We start from the raw sequence: 14,069 nt of genomic DNA on the forward strand, positions 1-14,069 counted from the left end.
AACTAAGGCCTTAACCTAATTGCAGTTCAGCTTTGATCCGGCTGATTTTCTCTTTTAATTCTTTATTCTTTTCTTCAAAATCACTCACGCTATCTAAAGAAGTATTTACACTGAAGTAGAATTTGATCTTAGGCTCAGTTCCACTTGGGCGAGCTGCGATCTTTGTTCCGTCTTCAGTATAGTAAATAAGTACATTAGATTTTGGAATGGTAATTTCTGTTTCCGTATGGTCATTTTGGTTTTTAGCGATAGAAGATTGATAATCCTCAACGAGCACCACTTTTTCACCATCTATGGTTTCCCATGGCTTCTCTCTAAGATCGATAAGCATTTGCTTAATTTCCTGCTCCCCTTCAATTCCTTTTTTAACCAAAGAAATCAATTCTTCTTTATATAAACCGTAAGTGGTATAAAGTTCTAATAGTTTTTCGTAGAAAGAACTTCCCTGAGCTTTTAAGAATGCTGAAATTTCACAAGCCAACAGGGTAGAGGTTACGGCATCTTTATCGCGAACAAAGTCGCCCACCATATAACCAAAGCTTTCTTCACCACCACCTATAAAATCTAGTTCTGGATGATCTTTGATTAGTTTAGCGATCCATTTAAATCCGGTTAACACCTCTTTATATTCAACTCCGTATGCTTCAGAAAGGTTTTTAAGCATTGGTGTAGAGACGATGGTAGAAGCGATAAACTCGTTTCCCTCTATTTTATCGGCTTTCTTCCATTGCTCTAAAAGGAACCAGGTCATTACCACCATGGTTTGGTTTCCGTTTAAAAGCTCTAATTTGTTTTCACTGTTTCTAACCGCAATTCCTAATCGATCACAATCAGGATCTGTACCTATCACGATATCGGCACCTTTTTCTTCAGCAATATCAAGGGCCATTTTTAGAGCTTCCGGTTCTTCAGGATTTGGAGATTTTACCGTTGGGAAATTACCATCTGGTTCGCGTTGCTCTTCAACGATAGTTACATTGGTAAATCCGGCTTTTTCTAATACCGGCGGAACCATGGTTATCGAAGTACCGTGTAAAGAAGTGAAAACAATACCTAAATCGGCTTTTGCTTCTGCTGAAGTGTCAAAGCTTCCGTTCTTTACTGAGGCGTTGATAAATTTTTCATCAACCTCTTTATCTATTTTATGAATTAGATCGGTATTCGCGTCAAAATTAATTGCTTCATACTCTAATCCGTTAATTTCTTCAACCAAAGCTTTGTCTTGTGGTGGTACTAACTGGCCACCGTCCTGCCAGTATACTTTGTAACCATTGTATTCTGGTGGGTTGTGGCTGGCGGTTAAAACAATTCCGCAGTGACAATCAAGATCTTTTACCGCAAAAGAAAGTTCTGGAGTGGGTCGTAAGTCTGAAAATAAAAATACTTCAATATCATTAGCTGAAAATACATCAGCAACCACCTGTGCCAGTTCTTTACTGTTGTTTCTGCAATCATAAGCAATTGCAACTTTTAAAGCTTCTCCTGAAAATTCTCTTTTTAGGAAGTTGGAAAGTCCCTGTGTATTTTTACCCAAGGTATATTTGTTGATTCGGTTGGTGCCCACACCCATCACTCCGCGCATTCCACCTGTACCGAAAGCCGCATTTTTATAGAAACTATCTTCTAGTTCAGACGGATCATTTTCTATAAGATTGTTGATTTCTTTTTTAGTTTCTTCATCAAAAACATCGGTAAGCCATGATTGGGCCTTCGCTAAAATTTCAGGTTTAGGTTGTGACATAATTTTGGTTTTAGTTTAGTAGTTCACACAAAATAGAATTCAAAAATACTATTTTCTATATTTAAACTTAATAATTCTCTGTAGTTTTAGTAATAAGATAACGTTCTTTATCCCGTTTACTTCGTAAGATTAATTCTCCAACAAATCCTGCAAGAAAAAGTTGAGAGCCTATAATCATCACAGTGAGTGCAATGTAGAACCATGGATTTAGGGCGACTAAAATATTAGGCTCGTTATGGTACATTTTAAAAAGTTTGGAAAAGCCTACAAATCCCGCCGTAAAAAAACCAATGATAAACATTAAAACGCCCAAAGATCCAAATAAATGCATGGGTCTTCGTCCAAATTTAGATAAAAACCAAATAGTTAATAAGTCTAGAAATCCAAAAATAAAGCGCTCTGGTCCAAATTTAGTTTTCCCGTATTTTCTGGCCTGGTGTTTAACCTCTTTTTCGGTAATTCTATAAAATCCGGCGTTTTTTGCCAAAACCGGGATATAACGGTGCATTTCTCCATACACATCTATATTCTTTACCACGGCTTTGGTATAGGCTTTTAAACCACAGTTAAAATCGTGCAATTTTAATCCTGATGTTTTTCTTGCCGCAGCATTAAATAATTTTGATGGTAAGTTTTTGGCTATTACCGAGTCGTACCGTTTCTTTTTCCACCCAGAAACCAATTGATATTGTTCGTGGGTGATCATTTTGTATAATTCGGGGATTTCATCAGGATTGTCCTGAAGGTCGGCATCCATGGTAATTACCACATCACCTTCTGCTTTTAAAAAGCCGGCATGTAGTGCCTGAGATTTGCCGTAATTACGATTAAATTTTATGCCTTTAACCGCTTTATCCTTATCGGCAATAGCGGCGATCGTGTTCCAGGAACCATCGGTACTCCCATCATCGATAAAAATGATCTCGTAAGAAAAGGAATTGGATCGCATAACTTTTGCGATCCAATGATATAATTCTGCTAAAGATTGTTCTTCGTTAAGAAGAGGTATAACTACGGAAATCTGCATTAATTATTAAATTGTTTGCGGATCTTTTTTTCTGAAAATCAGCGCTAAAATTAAACTGATAGCAGCCCAAAATGCTAATTGAAATATATAACTTTTAAGCTGATTTAGAAGTGTAAATTGATTACTCTCAAGTACTTCTGCAACAGCTTTTTCTATCTCAGCTTCGGGAAGACCAAATCTTTCCATCATATTTCTACTCATTTCAGCAGTCAATTCGATAACTGTTTGAGCAGCTTCAGGATCGACAAAGTTAAAGATAATTATAGATACTATTGTACTTATTAATAATCCAATTGCAATTGGAATAAAAGAAGCGATAAATGCATCTTTAAAGGGGAAGGCCGGATTTGCAACGGCTTTTCTTGTTTTAATTTCTGAAATGATTAGAAATATAATTATGATAATAAAATTAAAGACACCAAGGTACCAACTTGTAAAAAGCTTTAAATTAAATGTATAGGCTAAAATAGTAATTAGTGAGAGTATAATTCCTAAATAAATACCGAAAGGTGACGCAACCGATTTAACTGAAGTAGAGTTTTCCATTTTTTTGATTAATTTTGTTGTTTATCGGTTAGTAAGCAAATATAGTAAAACGTTACATAGCGGATAAATAAAAAAATATTTTTAATTGTTATTGGATTAATCAATAAAATGTTTAAATTTGCAGCCTGAAAATTAAAAGATCAAAGCGATGAAGCAAGGAATCCATCCGGAAAATTATAGATTGGTAGCATTTAAAGATATGTCTAACGACGATGTATTCATTACAAAATCTACCGCAAAGACAAGAGAAACTATTGAAGTAGAAGGTACTGAATATCCATTGATCAAATTGGAGATCTCCAGAACTTCTCATCCATACTATACCGGGCAGACTAAGCTTGTGGATAGTGCTGGTAGAATTGATAAATTCAAGAACAAATATGCTAAATTCAAGAAGAAGAAATAATTCTTCTGGATTTTAGATTATAATATATAAAGGCTGCTTTTTGCAGCCTTTTTTGTTTGTGTATTTTTTAAATTGATTTTAACTTCATTTTCTTTAAACTTATCCAATTCCCTTTAACTTTATAAAAATTTTGTGCGGAAATGAATTATATACTTTTTGATGGTTCGGTAAGAAAGCAGTTACTCCCTTTTACATTTACCCGGCCGGTAGCCGATATTAGGTTTGGAATATTGACCATGCGAGAGCGCTGGGAATATATTTTAGGCAATACGACTTCTACAATTACCGAGGATTATTTAAGTGAAAAGTGGCCGTTGGTAGAGTTTGAGGAAAATATTATGATTAATGCCGCCTATTTTCCTTCTTCAGCATTGATCGATCAGGTGATGAATTTAAAAAAGAATGAAGCAATCTTTGATGGAGAAGATATCGTTGCTTTTTATGCCGAAGAAGATCAGGAGGTAGATTTTGAAGTATTTAAGCAATTAGAAATTGCAGGCGAAGTGCTTAAGCTAGCGCATACCTGGGATATCTTTTCAAAAAACGATTTTGCCATTAATTTTGATTTTAAATTAATTACGGAAGATCGTGAATCTGAACCTATAAATTCTTCGAACTTTGTAAAAAATCCAGAGAACATTTTTATTGAAGAAGGAGCTGTAGTTGAAAATTGCTCTTTAAATGCGAGTACCGGCCCGATTTATATAGGAAAAGATGCTTTAGTGATGGAAGGTTGTTTTTTTCGTGGCCCTATAGCGATTGGTGAAGAAGCAGTCGTTAAAATGGGCGCTAAAATATATGGAGCAACAACCATAGGCCCCGGGAGTAGAGCAGGAGGCGAGATCAATAATTCAGTATTATTCCAAAACTCCAATAAAGGCCATGAAGGATATTTAGGAAATTCGGTACTTGGAGAATGGTGTAATCTGGGAGCAGATACCAATAATTCAAATCTTAAAAATAATTATGCTGAAGTTCGCCTTTGGGATTACGAGACGGAGGGTTTTGCAAAAACCGGACTTCAATTTTGTGGGTTGATGATGGGCGATCATAGTAAATGCGGAATCAATTCGATGTTTAATACCGGTACGGTGGTTGGAGTAAGTTGTAATATCTTTGGAACGGGATATCCACGAAATTTTGTGCCAAGTTTTAGTTGGGGTGGAAGTTCGGGAATGACTACCTACCAGACCAAAAAGGTTTTTGAAGTAGCCTGCCTTGTTTTAGAACGCCGTAAAATGGAATTTACCAAGGAAGATGAAGCAATTTTAGAACATGTCTTCGAAGAAACTTCTAAGTATCGTAGATATTAAAATTAGATGTTAGATTGCTTCGCTTCTAGATATTAGAATTTTAATACCGAAATTTTTGAATATCAAAGATGCTTGAAGGTTAAAACATAAAATACCAGAAGATAGAAGTAACAATAATCATAATTACAGCGGTAAGGGCGATAACTCTTTGCCGCTTTTTGTTATTTTCAGCTTTAATTCTTTGGCCCAGCCGATTTAATTCGGTAGCAGTAAGTTTATCCTGATCACTAAGTTTCCCAAGTTTAGATCCTGTTTTTTGGGCATAACGATCTAATTGAGAAGTTCTTTTTCTCCTGTTGTTACGCTGACTAACAATGGCTGCTATGGCACTACCAAAACTCATATTGTAAATATAGATATAAGAAAATAGAATCTGGAGCATAGATTTTTACTTACCATTAATTTTTAAGTAGGTAAAACCAAAGAAAATTTTGTCCAGTATTTATAGTTTTTAATCTTCTAGTCTCTTATAAAACCATTTCTTCAAATAAAGAGTTCAATGTTTTTTCTAAATCCTTGCTAAATCCTGGATGTGTCTGGGAGGTTTGTATCACAGAGCTGCGAGTGGCGGTTAACCATCTAAATCTAGAGGCAGCATCCATTTGCCCAATGGGTCCGGCATCTTTTTCTCCTGCACAAATACGTTTAAAAGACTCTAAATTTTTTTCTATTTCTTCAGGATCACAATCTGGACATATTGCTTTTAATTTGTTTTTATCCAAATGATAGCGCATGTTGATAAAGCGGGTACTTTTCGAAAAAATGCCCACGCCAACATTTATAAATTCTTCCCGTTCCACTTTCGGGACGATCCTAATTACGGCATACTCATATAAGTGATTCTCTTGCATCTTGCGCTTGTTTTGTGAAAATTTCAGAATGAGTTAATCGTATTTTTAAAAACTTAAGATAAACTTCTCTAATCTCTGCAGGTGATTCATCGGCTCCTTCCCAAATTAACCAATCTTCAGGAATTAAATTAACGATGTCTTCTAAGACTTCTGGGGTAAGTTTTTTTTTGAGTTCGCTATTCGCTTTTTCCAATTCGCTTGCCTGGGGCAGTAATACATGATCTTTTATAAAAGCGAAGGATGTTTTTGCTGTTTTCTCCCAATTGATCCAGGAATGATGAAAGTATAATGAAGCACCGTGATCGATAAGCCAGAGTTCATTGTGCCAACTTAACATATTGGTGTTTCTAAACGTGCGATCGATATTGGTTAAATAGGCATCTAACCATACGATTCTGGAGGCGGTTTCGGGATCAATTTCGGTAACTACAGGATCATAATTAATGGCTCCAGATAAAAAATGAAGCCCTAGGTTTAAGCCCTGGCTTCCTTTTAGTAAATCCTGAATTTCTTCGTCACCTTCAGTTCTACCAAAAGCCTCGTCTAAATGAGCAAAAACAATTTCAGGAACCTTAAAACCCAAAAAACGTGCGATTTCACCACCAATCAAATCGGCAATCAAAGCTTTACTGCCATGCCCGGCACCTCTAAATTTTATAACGTATTTAAAATCATCGTCGGCATCGGCAAGCGCAGGTAAAGAACCACCTTCTCGCAATGGTGTGATGTATCGCATCACATTTACCCTTCGTAATTTAAAAGCATCATTGCTCATCCCGTTTATTTTTAGCAAATATAAATCTTTATACATGCCGGAAAAACCAGGATTATTGAAAACTAGAAAACTTGTTATGTTTTTAAGTGCCTTGGCCTTTATGCTTAAATTATAGAATTTTGCATATTATTTTTTGAACTTTTCTACTACTATAGTTTGATTATTATCCTAATTGTTTAAAATCTGTGAGTAATATTTTAAGGGATTGATTTACAAAGACTAAAACAAGACAGCCAATTTTAGTAAACCAATTTTAGATAGTATATTTGCACCCCAAAATAAAGTAAAATGTGTTTTTGCTAAAAAGAGCAGGAAAATGATGGATAAAAAAGTTGCTTTTTATACACTAGGTTGTAAACTAAATTTCTCGGAAACATCAACAATTGCAAGATCGTTCCAGGAGGAAGGATTTGAGAAAGTGGAATTTAACGAGTATGCAGATATTTATGTAATAAATACCTGTTCTGTGACCGAGAATGCAGATAAGCGCTTTAAAACCATCGTAAAACAGGCTCAAAAAGCAAACGAAGAGGCTTTTATTATTGGTGTAGGTTGTTACGCGCAATTAAAGCCAGAAGAACTGGCAGCTGTAGATGGTGTAGACCTTGTTTTGGGAGCTACCGAAAAATTTAAGATCACCGATTACCTTCATGATCTTTCTAAAAACGATTTTGGAGAAGTACATAGTTGCGAAATTCAGGAAGCCGATTTTTATGTAGGATCATATTCTATTGGAGATCGTACCCGGGCTTTCCTTAAAGTTCAGGATGGTTGTGATTATAAATGCACATATTGTACTATTCCCTTAGCACGCGGAATTTCCCGTAGTGATAAACTGGAAAATGTTTTAAAAAATGCTGCTGAAATTTCTGAACAGGGCATTAAAGAAATAGTCCTTACCGGAGTTAATATTGGCGATTATGGGAAAGGCGAGTTTGGAAATAAAAAGCATGAGCATACTTTTTTAGATCTGGTAAAAGCGCTGGATGAAGTTAAGGGCATTGAAAGACTTCGAATTTCTTCTATCGAACCGAATTTGCTTAAAAATGAGACGATTGATTTTGTTTCAGATAGCAGTACATTCGTGCCGCATTTTCATATTCCGTTACAAAGTGGTAGCAACGATATTCTTAAATTAATGCGACGCCGTTATTTACGTGAGTTGTATGTAGATCGAGTTGCGCAAATTAAAAAGGTAATGCCTCATGCATGTATTGGCGTAGATGTGATTGTTGGGTTTCCCGGAGAAACCGATGAGCACTTTCTGGAAACCTATACCTTTTTAACCGAACTGGATATTTCTTATTTACATGTTTTTACGTATTCTGAACGTGATAATACTCCGGCAGCCGAAATGGATGGTGTAGTTTCTAATAAGGTTCGTAAAAAACGTAGCAAAATGTTACGAGGACTTTCTGCAAAAAAGCGAAGAGCTTTTTATGAGAGTCAACTAGGCACAACGCATACTGTTCTTTTTGAAGGTGAAAATAAAGAAGGTTATATTCATGGGTTTACAGAAAATTATGTAAAAGTAAAAGCTCCGTGGAATCCGGAGCTTGTAAATACGCTTCATCAAATTCAACTTACAGAAATAGACGAAGATGGTATGGTAAGATTTGAATACGTAAAGGAAGCGGAAGCGATAAGCGCTTAAATATTAATCCCTACTGGTAAAAGGTCTTTATATTTTCTGCGATTACGCCGCATAAATTTAGCAATATCGGGATGTGTTGGCATCACTCTGCAATTAGTATTCTCTTTAATTTCAGCTAAAACAGCCTCGATAAATTTGTTGGTAGTTTCTTCAGCTACATCTTTAGGCATTCTAAGCTTGGTGAGGAAAATTTTACGCTCCTGGTCAGCATACTCAATAATGGCCAACTCGCCATTTACAGTCGTTTCGAATTGTCTTAAAAATTCATTGTTGGTAATTTTAAAATCCTCTTCATTCATCATATAAATATTTGATTCTGAATTCGGTAAATTTTAGTTTCACCGAATTCAGAAAGTTTTTGCTATTCCATAGGTACTTCAATAAGTAGTATTTTGCTATTCTCACTGAAAGAAACCTCGAAAGTTTCAGTTTCAGAAATTCCCATAGCATCTCTTTTATTTAGCTTCTCGCCATCGATGCTGGCCTCTCCTTCAATTAAAAAGACATAAACACCACTATTTTTCCCTTTTATAGTATAAGCAAAATTTGTGCCTTGTTCAAAATTTCCAAGGGATAGATATGCTTGTTGATGAATCCAAAGGGCATTTTCTTCATTATTTTCTTTAGGACCAACAACGGTTACCAGGGTATTGGGAATTAATAATTCAGAAAAATTTTTCTGGTCATATCGCGGTTCCACATTTTCTTTTTCAGGAAAGATCCAGATTTGTAAAAGATTGAGTGTTTCTGAAGAATTGGGGTTAAATTCGCTATGTTCTACTCCGGTTCCTGCACTCATTACCTGTACTTCCCCGGCATTGATTGTTGAAGCATTCCCCATGGAATCTTTATGAGCTATAGCGCCCTGTAGAGGGATGCTTATTATTTCCATATTCTGGTGAGGATGCGTTCCAAAACCCATTCCTCCTTTTACTAAATCATCGTTTAAAACCCGTAAAAGTCCAAAATGTACATTGTTGGGATTAAAATAATTAGCAAAGCTAAAAGAGTAGCGGGCATTAAGCCACCCAAAGTCTGCTTTTCCTCTTAAATCTGCTGGATAAATTGTATTTCTCATTTTTCTCTTTCTTTTATGTAAGCCAATAATTAAGTCTTATTTTTGATCATAAACTACCTTTTAAGGTAAGCCCTTGAGGCATTTATTAAAAAATTATATTTATTTCGGGGTATTCTGATCCCAGTAACTATGGGGAAGATCCCGGATTGGAGTATTTAATCTCGATTATTGAGTAAAATTACAATTTCTAAACCTTAAAAGCTGCCTTACTAACATGAGTGATAGCGCTAACAACTTGATTCACGTATACTTTATGCCGGGAATGGCAGCTAACCCATCTATTTTTGAGTTTATTCAACTACCCGAAGATCAATTTAAAATTCACTGGTTAACATGGCTTATTCCTACTTCAAACGAAAGTATGCAGGATTACTCCAAACGGTTGATTGAAAATATTCATCATGAAAATATAGTGTTGATAGGCGTGTCTTTTGGCGGAGTTATTGTACAGGAAATAGCAAAATACATTAAGGTTAGGCGATTGATCATTATTTCTAGTGTGAAGTGTAGGGATGAATTGCCTAAAAAGATGAAGTTTGCCAGTAAAACCGGAGTGTATAAAATACTTCCTATAGGTTTATTAGATTATATAGATCATTTAGAAAAGATTGCCGTAAACGATTATCTTAAAAAAAGAGCAAAATTATACCGTCAGTATTTGTCGGTTCGTGATAAATATTATCTTTCGTGGGCAATTCAGAATATGGTAAACTGGGATTGTAGTACCATAAACCCGGAGATTATTCATATTCATGGTGATAAGGATGTTGTTTTTCCTATTAAGTATATCAACGATGCGATAGTTATAAAAGGAGGAACCCATGTCATGATAATTAACCGGTTTAGGTGGTTTAATAACTACCTGCCCCAATTAATTCTGAAAGGAAAAGAAGCAGTAGAGAATAATCCGAAAATTATTAAAATATAACATGAAAATATTAAAAACAGGACTAATAGTAGTTGGAGCCGCAACAGTATTTTTTGCAATAACCGAGGCTGTTCAGAGTCCGGATATTCAGGAAGAGCATAAAGAAGCTTATCAGGAAACTTTTGATAAGAATGTGGCTAAGGTATATACCATAAAAGCATTAAGTATTCCAGAAAATATTGATTTTGCAGGAGAATCTGTGCCCTTAACAGATCCCGATATTCACGAGCGCCTGGATCGTGAATTACTGGTAAATACCTACTGGCAATCTAATGCACTACTTTTAATGAAGCGTGCTAATAAATACTTCCCTGTTATTGAACCTATTTTAAAAGAAGAAGGAGTGCCTGATGATTTTAAGTATTTAGCGGTTATAGAAAGTGGGTTAACCCAGGCGGTAAGCCCGGCAAACGCCGTTGGGTTCTGGCAGCTATTAAAAGGAACAGGGCGGGATTTAGGTCTGGAAATTAACAGCAATGTAGATGAACGTTATCATATTGAAAAATCAACCAGAGCAGCATGCCAGTACCTGAAAGAATCTAAAAGAGATTTTGGAAGCTGGACCTTGGCCGCTGCGGCTTATAATGCTGGTAGGGCCGGAATTGCAAGGCAGCAGGAACGTCAAAAGGTGAAGGATTATTATGATTTATTACTGGGAGAAGAGACCGGTCGTTATGTATTTAGAATTCTGGCTTTAAAAGAGATTATGTCTAATCCATACGAATATGGATTTAAATTTGAGGAATCAGATCTTTACAGACACATTCCTACCAAAAAGGTAAAAGTAGATACTGCGGTAGATGACTTTCCGGATTTTGCTGCAAAATACGGCATTAACTATAAGATTTTAAAAATTCATAATCCATGGTTACGCGAAGCACACTTAAATAATGCTTCCGGGAAAGCCTATTATGTAGATATACCTGAAGAGGGATATTACCAATAGTTCATCGATTTATCATTCTAATTATTATGATTTCAAAAATAAATTCCTCAATTACTCTAATTATTTTATTCATTATAAGTCCGGTTGGCTATATTTTTTCTCAAGAAGAAATAACGAGACAGGAATTGAAAGACCATATTCAGTTTTTAGCAAATGATTCACTAAATGGCAGATTTCCTGGAACTGTAGAAAATAAAATGGTAGTAGATTACTTAAAAAATGATTTTACTGCTAACGGAATCTTTTATGACCTTCAGGAGTTTACAGCACGCTTAAAAGGTGATAATTCTGAAGTGAAAACCTGGAATGTCATAGGATTTATTGAAGGTAAAGATCCCAAATTGAAAAATGAAATTATTGTTGTAGGTGCTCATTATGATCATTTAGGAGTAAAAGAAGGATCAATTTACAATGGTGCAGATGATAATGCTAGCGGTACTGCCGCTTTATTGGAAATAGCAGAAAAGGTTAAAGCCAATCAAAAATTATTAAAAAGAAGCATCTTATTGATCGCTTTTGGGGCTGAAGAACAGGGCTTGCTAGGTAGTGCCTACTTTGTAGATCATCCAACGATACCTTTGGATAGTATTAAGTTGATGATAAATATGGACATGGTTGGGCATTTAAATGAAGAAAATCATGTTTATATGGGCGGTGCCGGTACTTTTCCAGGTGGCATGCAATTAATGGATAGTTTAGGTATACCTAATCAGGTTAAGCCAATAGTTCATGCAGGCTCTGTTGCAGGATCAGATCATGTTTCCTTTTATAATAAAGGGATATCTGTTTTGGGAATTCATACTGGGGGTCATGATCATTATCATAAGCCTACAGACGATATCGAAAATTTAAATCTGGACGGTGAAGTGAAGGTATTGAATTATATCTATAGTGCTTTAATGGCAATTGCGACATCTAAACGGGAAATGAAATTTATACCTCAAGATTAAAAACAGGCGCTAATAGCGTTTGTTTTCATCTATGAATAGATTCATCATTCATCAAGTTCATGATAAAAAATTATTCTTTCTTATCTTTCCCAGAAGCAAGTTGTGATTTAATTACTTTGGTATCCTCAGAATTTATAAGATGGCTTGTGATGCCTTCATCAATCTGATTGAAATTTTTCTTTAAAGCATTTTCTATGGGAGTTCCATAAGCTACGGCAGTGTACCTGGTGATATCTTCAATTCTTTTATCTTTATTTATAAGAAAACAGGTGGGGAGCCCTAATGAATGCTTTAACTGTTTTACTACGTAAGGCGATTTGTTCTGTGTTTCGTCTACATAAACAATGTTTACCGTATTACTAAATTCTTTAGATACCTTTTTTACTTTATCCCGGGTATCCCAAAATAAAATAATGATCTGAATTTGATCTTTATATTTTTTTGCAATCTCGTTGATAGCGGGAATAGCTCCTTTTCCGGGAATACACCAGGAAGCATAAGTAATTAAATAAATTGATTTGTCGAAATCGTAAAGATAGACTTCTTTGCCTCTTAAGTTGTGAAACTTAAAGTTATTAATATACGATCCTGTTAGGTGGTTTACCGTAATAGAATCAAATAAATGTTGCGCTTTTTTAAAATTCCTCTGCCGGTAGGCAAAATCGGCTTTCTCGTTATAATCGGCTAAATGTAGGGCTAAGGCTTCTGTAAAAAGTACTTTGTCTTTGATGCTATCAGTTTTCTTTTCCTGGGCAGAAATTGAAACGGCATTGAAGAACAAAAAAATCAATAGAATGCATAATAATTGCTTCATTGAAGTTTAGACGAATAGTTAGGTCTTTCAAAAATAATAAATACTTACTACAATGTGAAATAATATCGACCAATAACAAAATTACGGGTCGATAAGTAATAGGAAAATATTGTAAGAAGTTATATTTTTTTCATTTGTTGTTTCATCATCCTTATCTGGTCTGTAAGCATACCATGTTTATCTAGCTTTTTAGCTTCGGCCAATAGGTTGGTAGCCTCACGTTTTCTTCTTTTGGTCATCGCAATGCCTGCCAGGTTTAGTTTGGCCATAGCAAGATCATGATCCATAGATAAGCCTAGTTTTATAGCTTTTTTAAAATGTTTCTCGGCCTGGGTCATGTTGGTTTGAGAAACCATTAAACCATGTAAATACCAGTAATATCCCTGTTGCTTTTTAGTAAGTACAGCTTCTGGTTTTTTTATTTTATCTAACCATTTCTTAGCGCCTGGGAAATCCTGTTTCCGAAGTCTTAAAAAAGCTAAAAGAATAATCTCATTTTTAAAATATAAAAATACAAAGATACCTGCTAATAGGATAAGCATAATCCCATTTCCAATATACCCTTCGATAAATTGCCAAACGGCTGCAGCTAAAACTAATCCTGCTAATACTAACTTTATATTTTTATTGAACATAATGCATTGATTTTTGAGCCGCCAAAGGTAATAAAAAGATTTAAAAATAATTTAATTTTCTATTTGGAAGAGTTAAAAAGCTTTGTATATTTGCACGCAGTTTTAAAAAGAGCAACAAAAAAAGATTTCACAGAAGATTAAAGATACAGTAAAATGAAAAGAACGTTTCAACCATCTAAGAGAAAAAGAAAAAATAAGCACGGATTTAGAGAGCGTATGGCTAGTGTGAACGGTAGAAAAGTCCTTGCCAGAAGAAGAGCAAAAGGTAGAAAGAAATTATCTGTATCTTCTGAAAACAGACATAAACACTAATGATAGTTAGTGATTTAAAATATTAAAGGTGTTACTTTTTTAGTAACGCCTTTTTTTATATCTAATAGCTTCTTACATTTATACCACCACAAC

General features: G+C 35.1%; 17 protein-coding genes. 7 read left to right on the top strand and 10 right to left on the bottom strand.

What is annotated here, in order from left to right:
* Positions 1-10: 10 nt before the first annotated feature.
* The 3 genes from ZPR_RS09640 to ZPR_RS09650 form a co-directional block, all read right to left on the bottom strand.
* Positions 11-1,741, bottom strand: coding sequence for a phospho-sugar mutase (locus ZPR_RS09640; protein WP_013071458.1), 1,731 nt, complete (start codon positions 1,739-1,741; stop codon positions 11-13).
* Between the two features lie 67 nt (positions 1,742-1,808).
* On the bottom strand, positions 1,809-2,768 hold the full coding sequence (locus ZPR_RS09645) for a glycosyltransferase family 2 protein (protein ID WP_013071459.1): 960 nt from the start codon (positions 2,766-2,768) through the stop codon (positions 1,809-1,811).
* A 6-nt stretch (positions 2,769-2,774) separates the two neighbouring features.
* Complete coding sequence (locus tag ZPR_RS09650; RefSeq protein WP_013071460.1) at positions 2,775-3,314, bottom strand: DUF4199 domain-containing protein; 540 nt, start codon at positions 3,312-3,314, stop codon at positions 2,775-2,777.
* A gap of 148 nt (positions 3,315-3,462) precedes the next feature.
* Between ZPR_RS09650 and ZPR_RS09655 the strand changes: the two genes are divergently transcribed.
* Both ZPR_RS09655 and ZPR_RS09660 read left to right on the top strand, forming a co-directional pair.
* Positions 3,463-3,720, top strand: a complete 258-nt coding sequence (locus ZPR_RS09655) for a type B 50S ribosomal protein L31 (protein ID WP_013071461.1) — start codon at positions 3,463-3,465, stop codon at positions 3,718-3,720.
* A gap of 140 nt (positions 3,721-3,860) precedes the next feature.
* Entirely contained in the window at positions 3,861-5,033 is a 1,173-nt protein-coding gene (locus ZPR_RS09660; RefSeq protein WP_013071462.1) for a GlmU family protein, read from the top strand.
* 79 nt (positions 5,034-5,112) lie between these two features.
* On the opposite strand, the gene ZPR_RS09665 is transcribed toward ZPR_RS09660, so the two are convergent.
* From ZPR_RS09665 to ZPR_RS09675, 3 genes are all read right to left on the bottom strand, one after another.
* Complete coding sequence (locus ZPR_RS09665) at positions 5,113-5,415, bottom strand: hypothetical protein (protein ID WP_148211698.1); 303 nt, start codon at positions 5,413-5,415, stop codon at positions 5,113-5,115.
* 85 nt (positions 5,416-5,500) lie between these two features.
* A complete protein-coding gene (locus ZPR_RS09670) occupies positions 5,501-5,884 on the bottom strand; it encodes a DUF3037 domain-containing protein (protein WP_041578820.1) in 384 nt (127 codons plus the stop codon).
* Positions 5,862-6,659: a HipA family kinase gene (locus ZPR_RS09675; protein ID WP_041579924.1), complete on the bottom strand. Its 798-nt coding sequence runs from the start codon at positions 6,657-6,659 to the stop codon at positions 5,862-5,864. Before ZPR_RS09675 ends, ZPR_RS09670 begins: the two co-directional genes overlap by 23 nt.
* Before the next feature lie 316 nt (positions 6,660-6,975).
* Between ZPR_RS09675 and mtaB the strand changes: the two genes are divergently transcribed.
* Complete coding sequence (gene mtaB / locus ZPR_RS09680; protein WP_013071466.1) at positions 6,976-8,313, top strand: tRNA (N(6)-L-threonylcarbamoyladenosine(37)-C(2))-methylthiotransferase MtaB; 1,338 nt, start codon at positions 6,976-6,978, stop codon at positions 8,311-8,313.
* Here mtaB and ZPR_RS09685 read toward each other — a convergent pair.
* Together ZPR_RS09685 and ZPR_RS09690 are read right to left on the bottom strand one after the other, a co-directional pair.
* Positions 8,310-8,615: a hypothetical protein gene (locus tag ZPR_RS09685; RefSeq protein ID WP_013071467.1), complete on the bottom strand. Its 306-nt coding sequence runs from the start codon at positions 8,613-8,615 to the stop codon at positions 8,310-8,312. The two genes, mtaB and ZPR_RS09685, sit on opposite strands and share 4 nt — an antisense overlap.
* Positions 8,616-8,674: 59 nt before the next feature.
* A complete protein-coding gene (locus ZPR_RS09690; RefSeq protein WP_013071468.1) occupies positions 8,675-9,391 on the bottom strand; it encodes a pirin family protein in 717 nt (238 codons plus the stop codon).
* Between the two features lie 214 nt (positions 9,392-9,605).
* Here ZPR_RS09690 and ZPR_RS09695 point away from each other — a divergent pair, with 214 nt between their 5' ends.
* Genes ZPR_RS09695 through ZPR_RS09705 form a run of 3 tightly spaced genes read left to right on the top strand, consistent with a single transcriptional unit; the run spans position 9,606 to position 12,215 of the window.
* Positions 9,606-10,319, top strand: coding sequence for an alpha/beta fold hydrolase (locus tag ZPR_RS09695; RefSeq protein WP_148211699.1), 714 nt, complete (start codon positions 9,606-9,608; stop codon positions 10,317-10,319).
* A gap of 1 nt (position 10,320) precedes the next feature.
* Positions 10,321-11,265: a lytic transglycosylase domain-containing protein gene (locus ZPR_RS09700; RefSeq protein ID WP_013071470.1), complete on the top strand. Its 945-nt coding sequence runs from the start codon at positions 10,321-10,323 to the stop codon at positions 11,263-11,265.
* 26 nt (positions 11,266-11,291) lie between these two features.
* The gene (locus ZPR_RS09705; protein WP_013071471.1) at positions 11,292-12,215 is read left to right on the top strand and encodes a M28 family metallopeptidase; all 924 of its coding nucleotides are present in this window, start codon (positions 11,292-11,294) and stop codon (positions 12,213-12,215) included.
* Between the two features lie 70 nt (positions 12,216-12,285).
* On the opposite strand, the gene ZPR_RS09710 is transcribed toward ZPR_RS09705, so the two are convergent.
* Positions 12,286-13,029, bottom strand: coding sequence for a TlpA family protein disulfide reductase (locus tag ZPR_RS09710; RefSeq protein ID WP_013071472.1), 744 nt, complete (start codon positions 13,027-13,029; stop codon positions 12,286-12,288).
* Between the two features lie 119 nt (positions 13,030-13,148).
* Entirely contained in the window at positions 13,149-13,664 is a 516-nt protein-coding gene (locus tag ZPR_RS09715) for a hypothetical protein (protein WP_013071473.1), read from the bottom strand.
* Positions 13,665-13,817: 153 nt separating this feature from the next.
* On the opposite strand from ZPR_RS09715, the gene rpmH reads away from it, so the two are divergent.
* Positions 13,818-13,976: a 50S ribosomal protein L34 gene (gene rpmH / locus ZPR_RS22950; RefSeq protein ID WP_013071475.1), complete on the top strand. Its 159-nt coding sequence runs from the start codon at positions 13,818-13,820 to the stop codon at positions 13,974-13,976.
* The last annotated feature ends 93 nt before the right edge of the window (positions 13,977-14,069 follow it).

Source organism: Zunongwangia profunda SM-A87, assembly GCF_000023465.1.
GTDB classification, from domain to species: Bacteria; Bacteroidota; Bacteroidia; order Flavobacteriales; family Flavobacteriaceae; genus Zunongwangia; species Zunongwangia profunda.

What these genes read in the sequence shown, in the direction of transcription:
- ZPR_RS09640 (WP_013071458.1), bottom strand. Translation starts at nt 1,741, where the DNA reads ATGTCACAACCTAAACCTGAAATTTTAGCGAAGGCCCAATCATGGCTT.
- ZPR_RS09645 (WP_013071459.1), bottom strand. Translation starts at nt 2,768, where the DNA reads ATGCAGATTTCCGTAGTTATACCTCTTCTTAACGAAGAACAATCTTTA.
- ZPR_RS09650 (WP_013071460.1), bottom strand. Translation starts at nt 3,314, where the DNA reads ATGGAAAACTCTACTTCAGTTAAATCGGTTGCGTCACCTTTCGGTATT.
- ZPR_RS09655 (WP_013071461.1), top strand. Translation starts at nt 3,463, where the DNA reads ATGAAGCAAGGAATCCATCCGGAAAATTATAGATTGGTAGCATTTAAA.
- ZPR_RS09660 (WP_013071462.1), top strand. Translation starts at nt 3,861, where the DNA reads ATGAATTATATACTTTTTGATGGTTCGGTAAGAAAGCAGTTACTCCCT.
- ZPR_RS09665 (WP_148211698.1), bottom strand. Translation starts at nt 5,415, where the DNA reads ATGCTCCAGATTCTATTTTCTTATATCTATATTTACAATATGAGTTTT.
- ZPR_RS09670 (WP_041578820.1), bottom strand. Translation starts at nt 5,884, where the DNA reads ATGCAAGAGAATCACTTATATGAGTATGCCGTAATTAGGATCGTCCCG.
- ZPR_RS09675 (WP_041579924.1), bottom strand. Translation starts at nt 6,659, where the DNA reads ATGAGCAATGATGCTTTTAAATTACGAAGGGTAAATGTGATGCGATAC.
- mtaB (WP_013071466.1), top strand. Translation starts at nt 6,976, where the DNA reads ATGATGGATAAAAAAGTTGCTTTTTATACACTAGGTTGTAAACTAAAT.
- ZPR_RS09685 (WP_013071467.1), bottom strand. Translation starts at nt 8,615, where the DNA reads ATGATGAATGAAGAGGATTTTAAAATTACCAACAATGAATTTTTAAGA.
- ZPR_RS09690 (WP_013071468.1), bottom strand. Translation starts at nt 9,391, where the DNA reads ATGAGAAATACAATTTATCCAGCAGATTTAAGAGGAAAAGCAGACTTT.
- ZPR_RS09695 (WP_148211699.1), top strand. Translation starts at nt 9,606, where the DNA reads ATGAGTGATAGCGCTAACAACTTGATTCACGTATACTTTATGCCGGGA.
- ZPR_RS09700 (WP_013071470.1), top strand. Translation starts at nt 10,321, where the DNA reads ATGAAAATATTAAAAACAGGACTAATAGTAGTTGGAGCCGCAACAGTA.
- ZPR_RS09705 (WP_013071471.1), top strand. Translation starts at nt 11,292, where the DNA reads ATGATTTCAAAAATAAATTCCTCAATTACTCTAATTATTTTATTCATT.
- ZPR_RS09710 (WP_013071472.1), bottom strand. Translation starts at nt 13,029, where the DNA reads ATGAAGCAATTATTATGCATTCTATTGATTTTTTTGTTCTTCAATGCC.
- ZPR_RS09715 (WP_013071473.1), bottom strand. Translation starts at nt 13,664, where the DNA reads ATGTTCAATAAAAATATAAAGTTAGTATTAGCAGGATTAGTTTTAGCT.
- rpmH (WP_013071475.1), top strand. Translation starts at nt 13,818, where the DNA reads ATGAAAAGAACGTTTCAACCATCTAAGAGAAAAAGAAAAAATAAGCAC.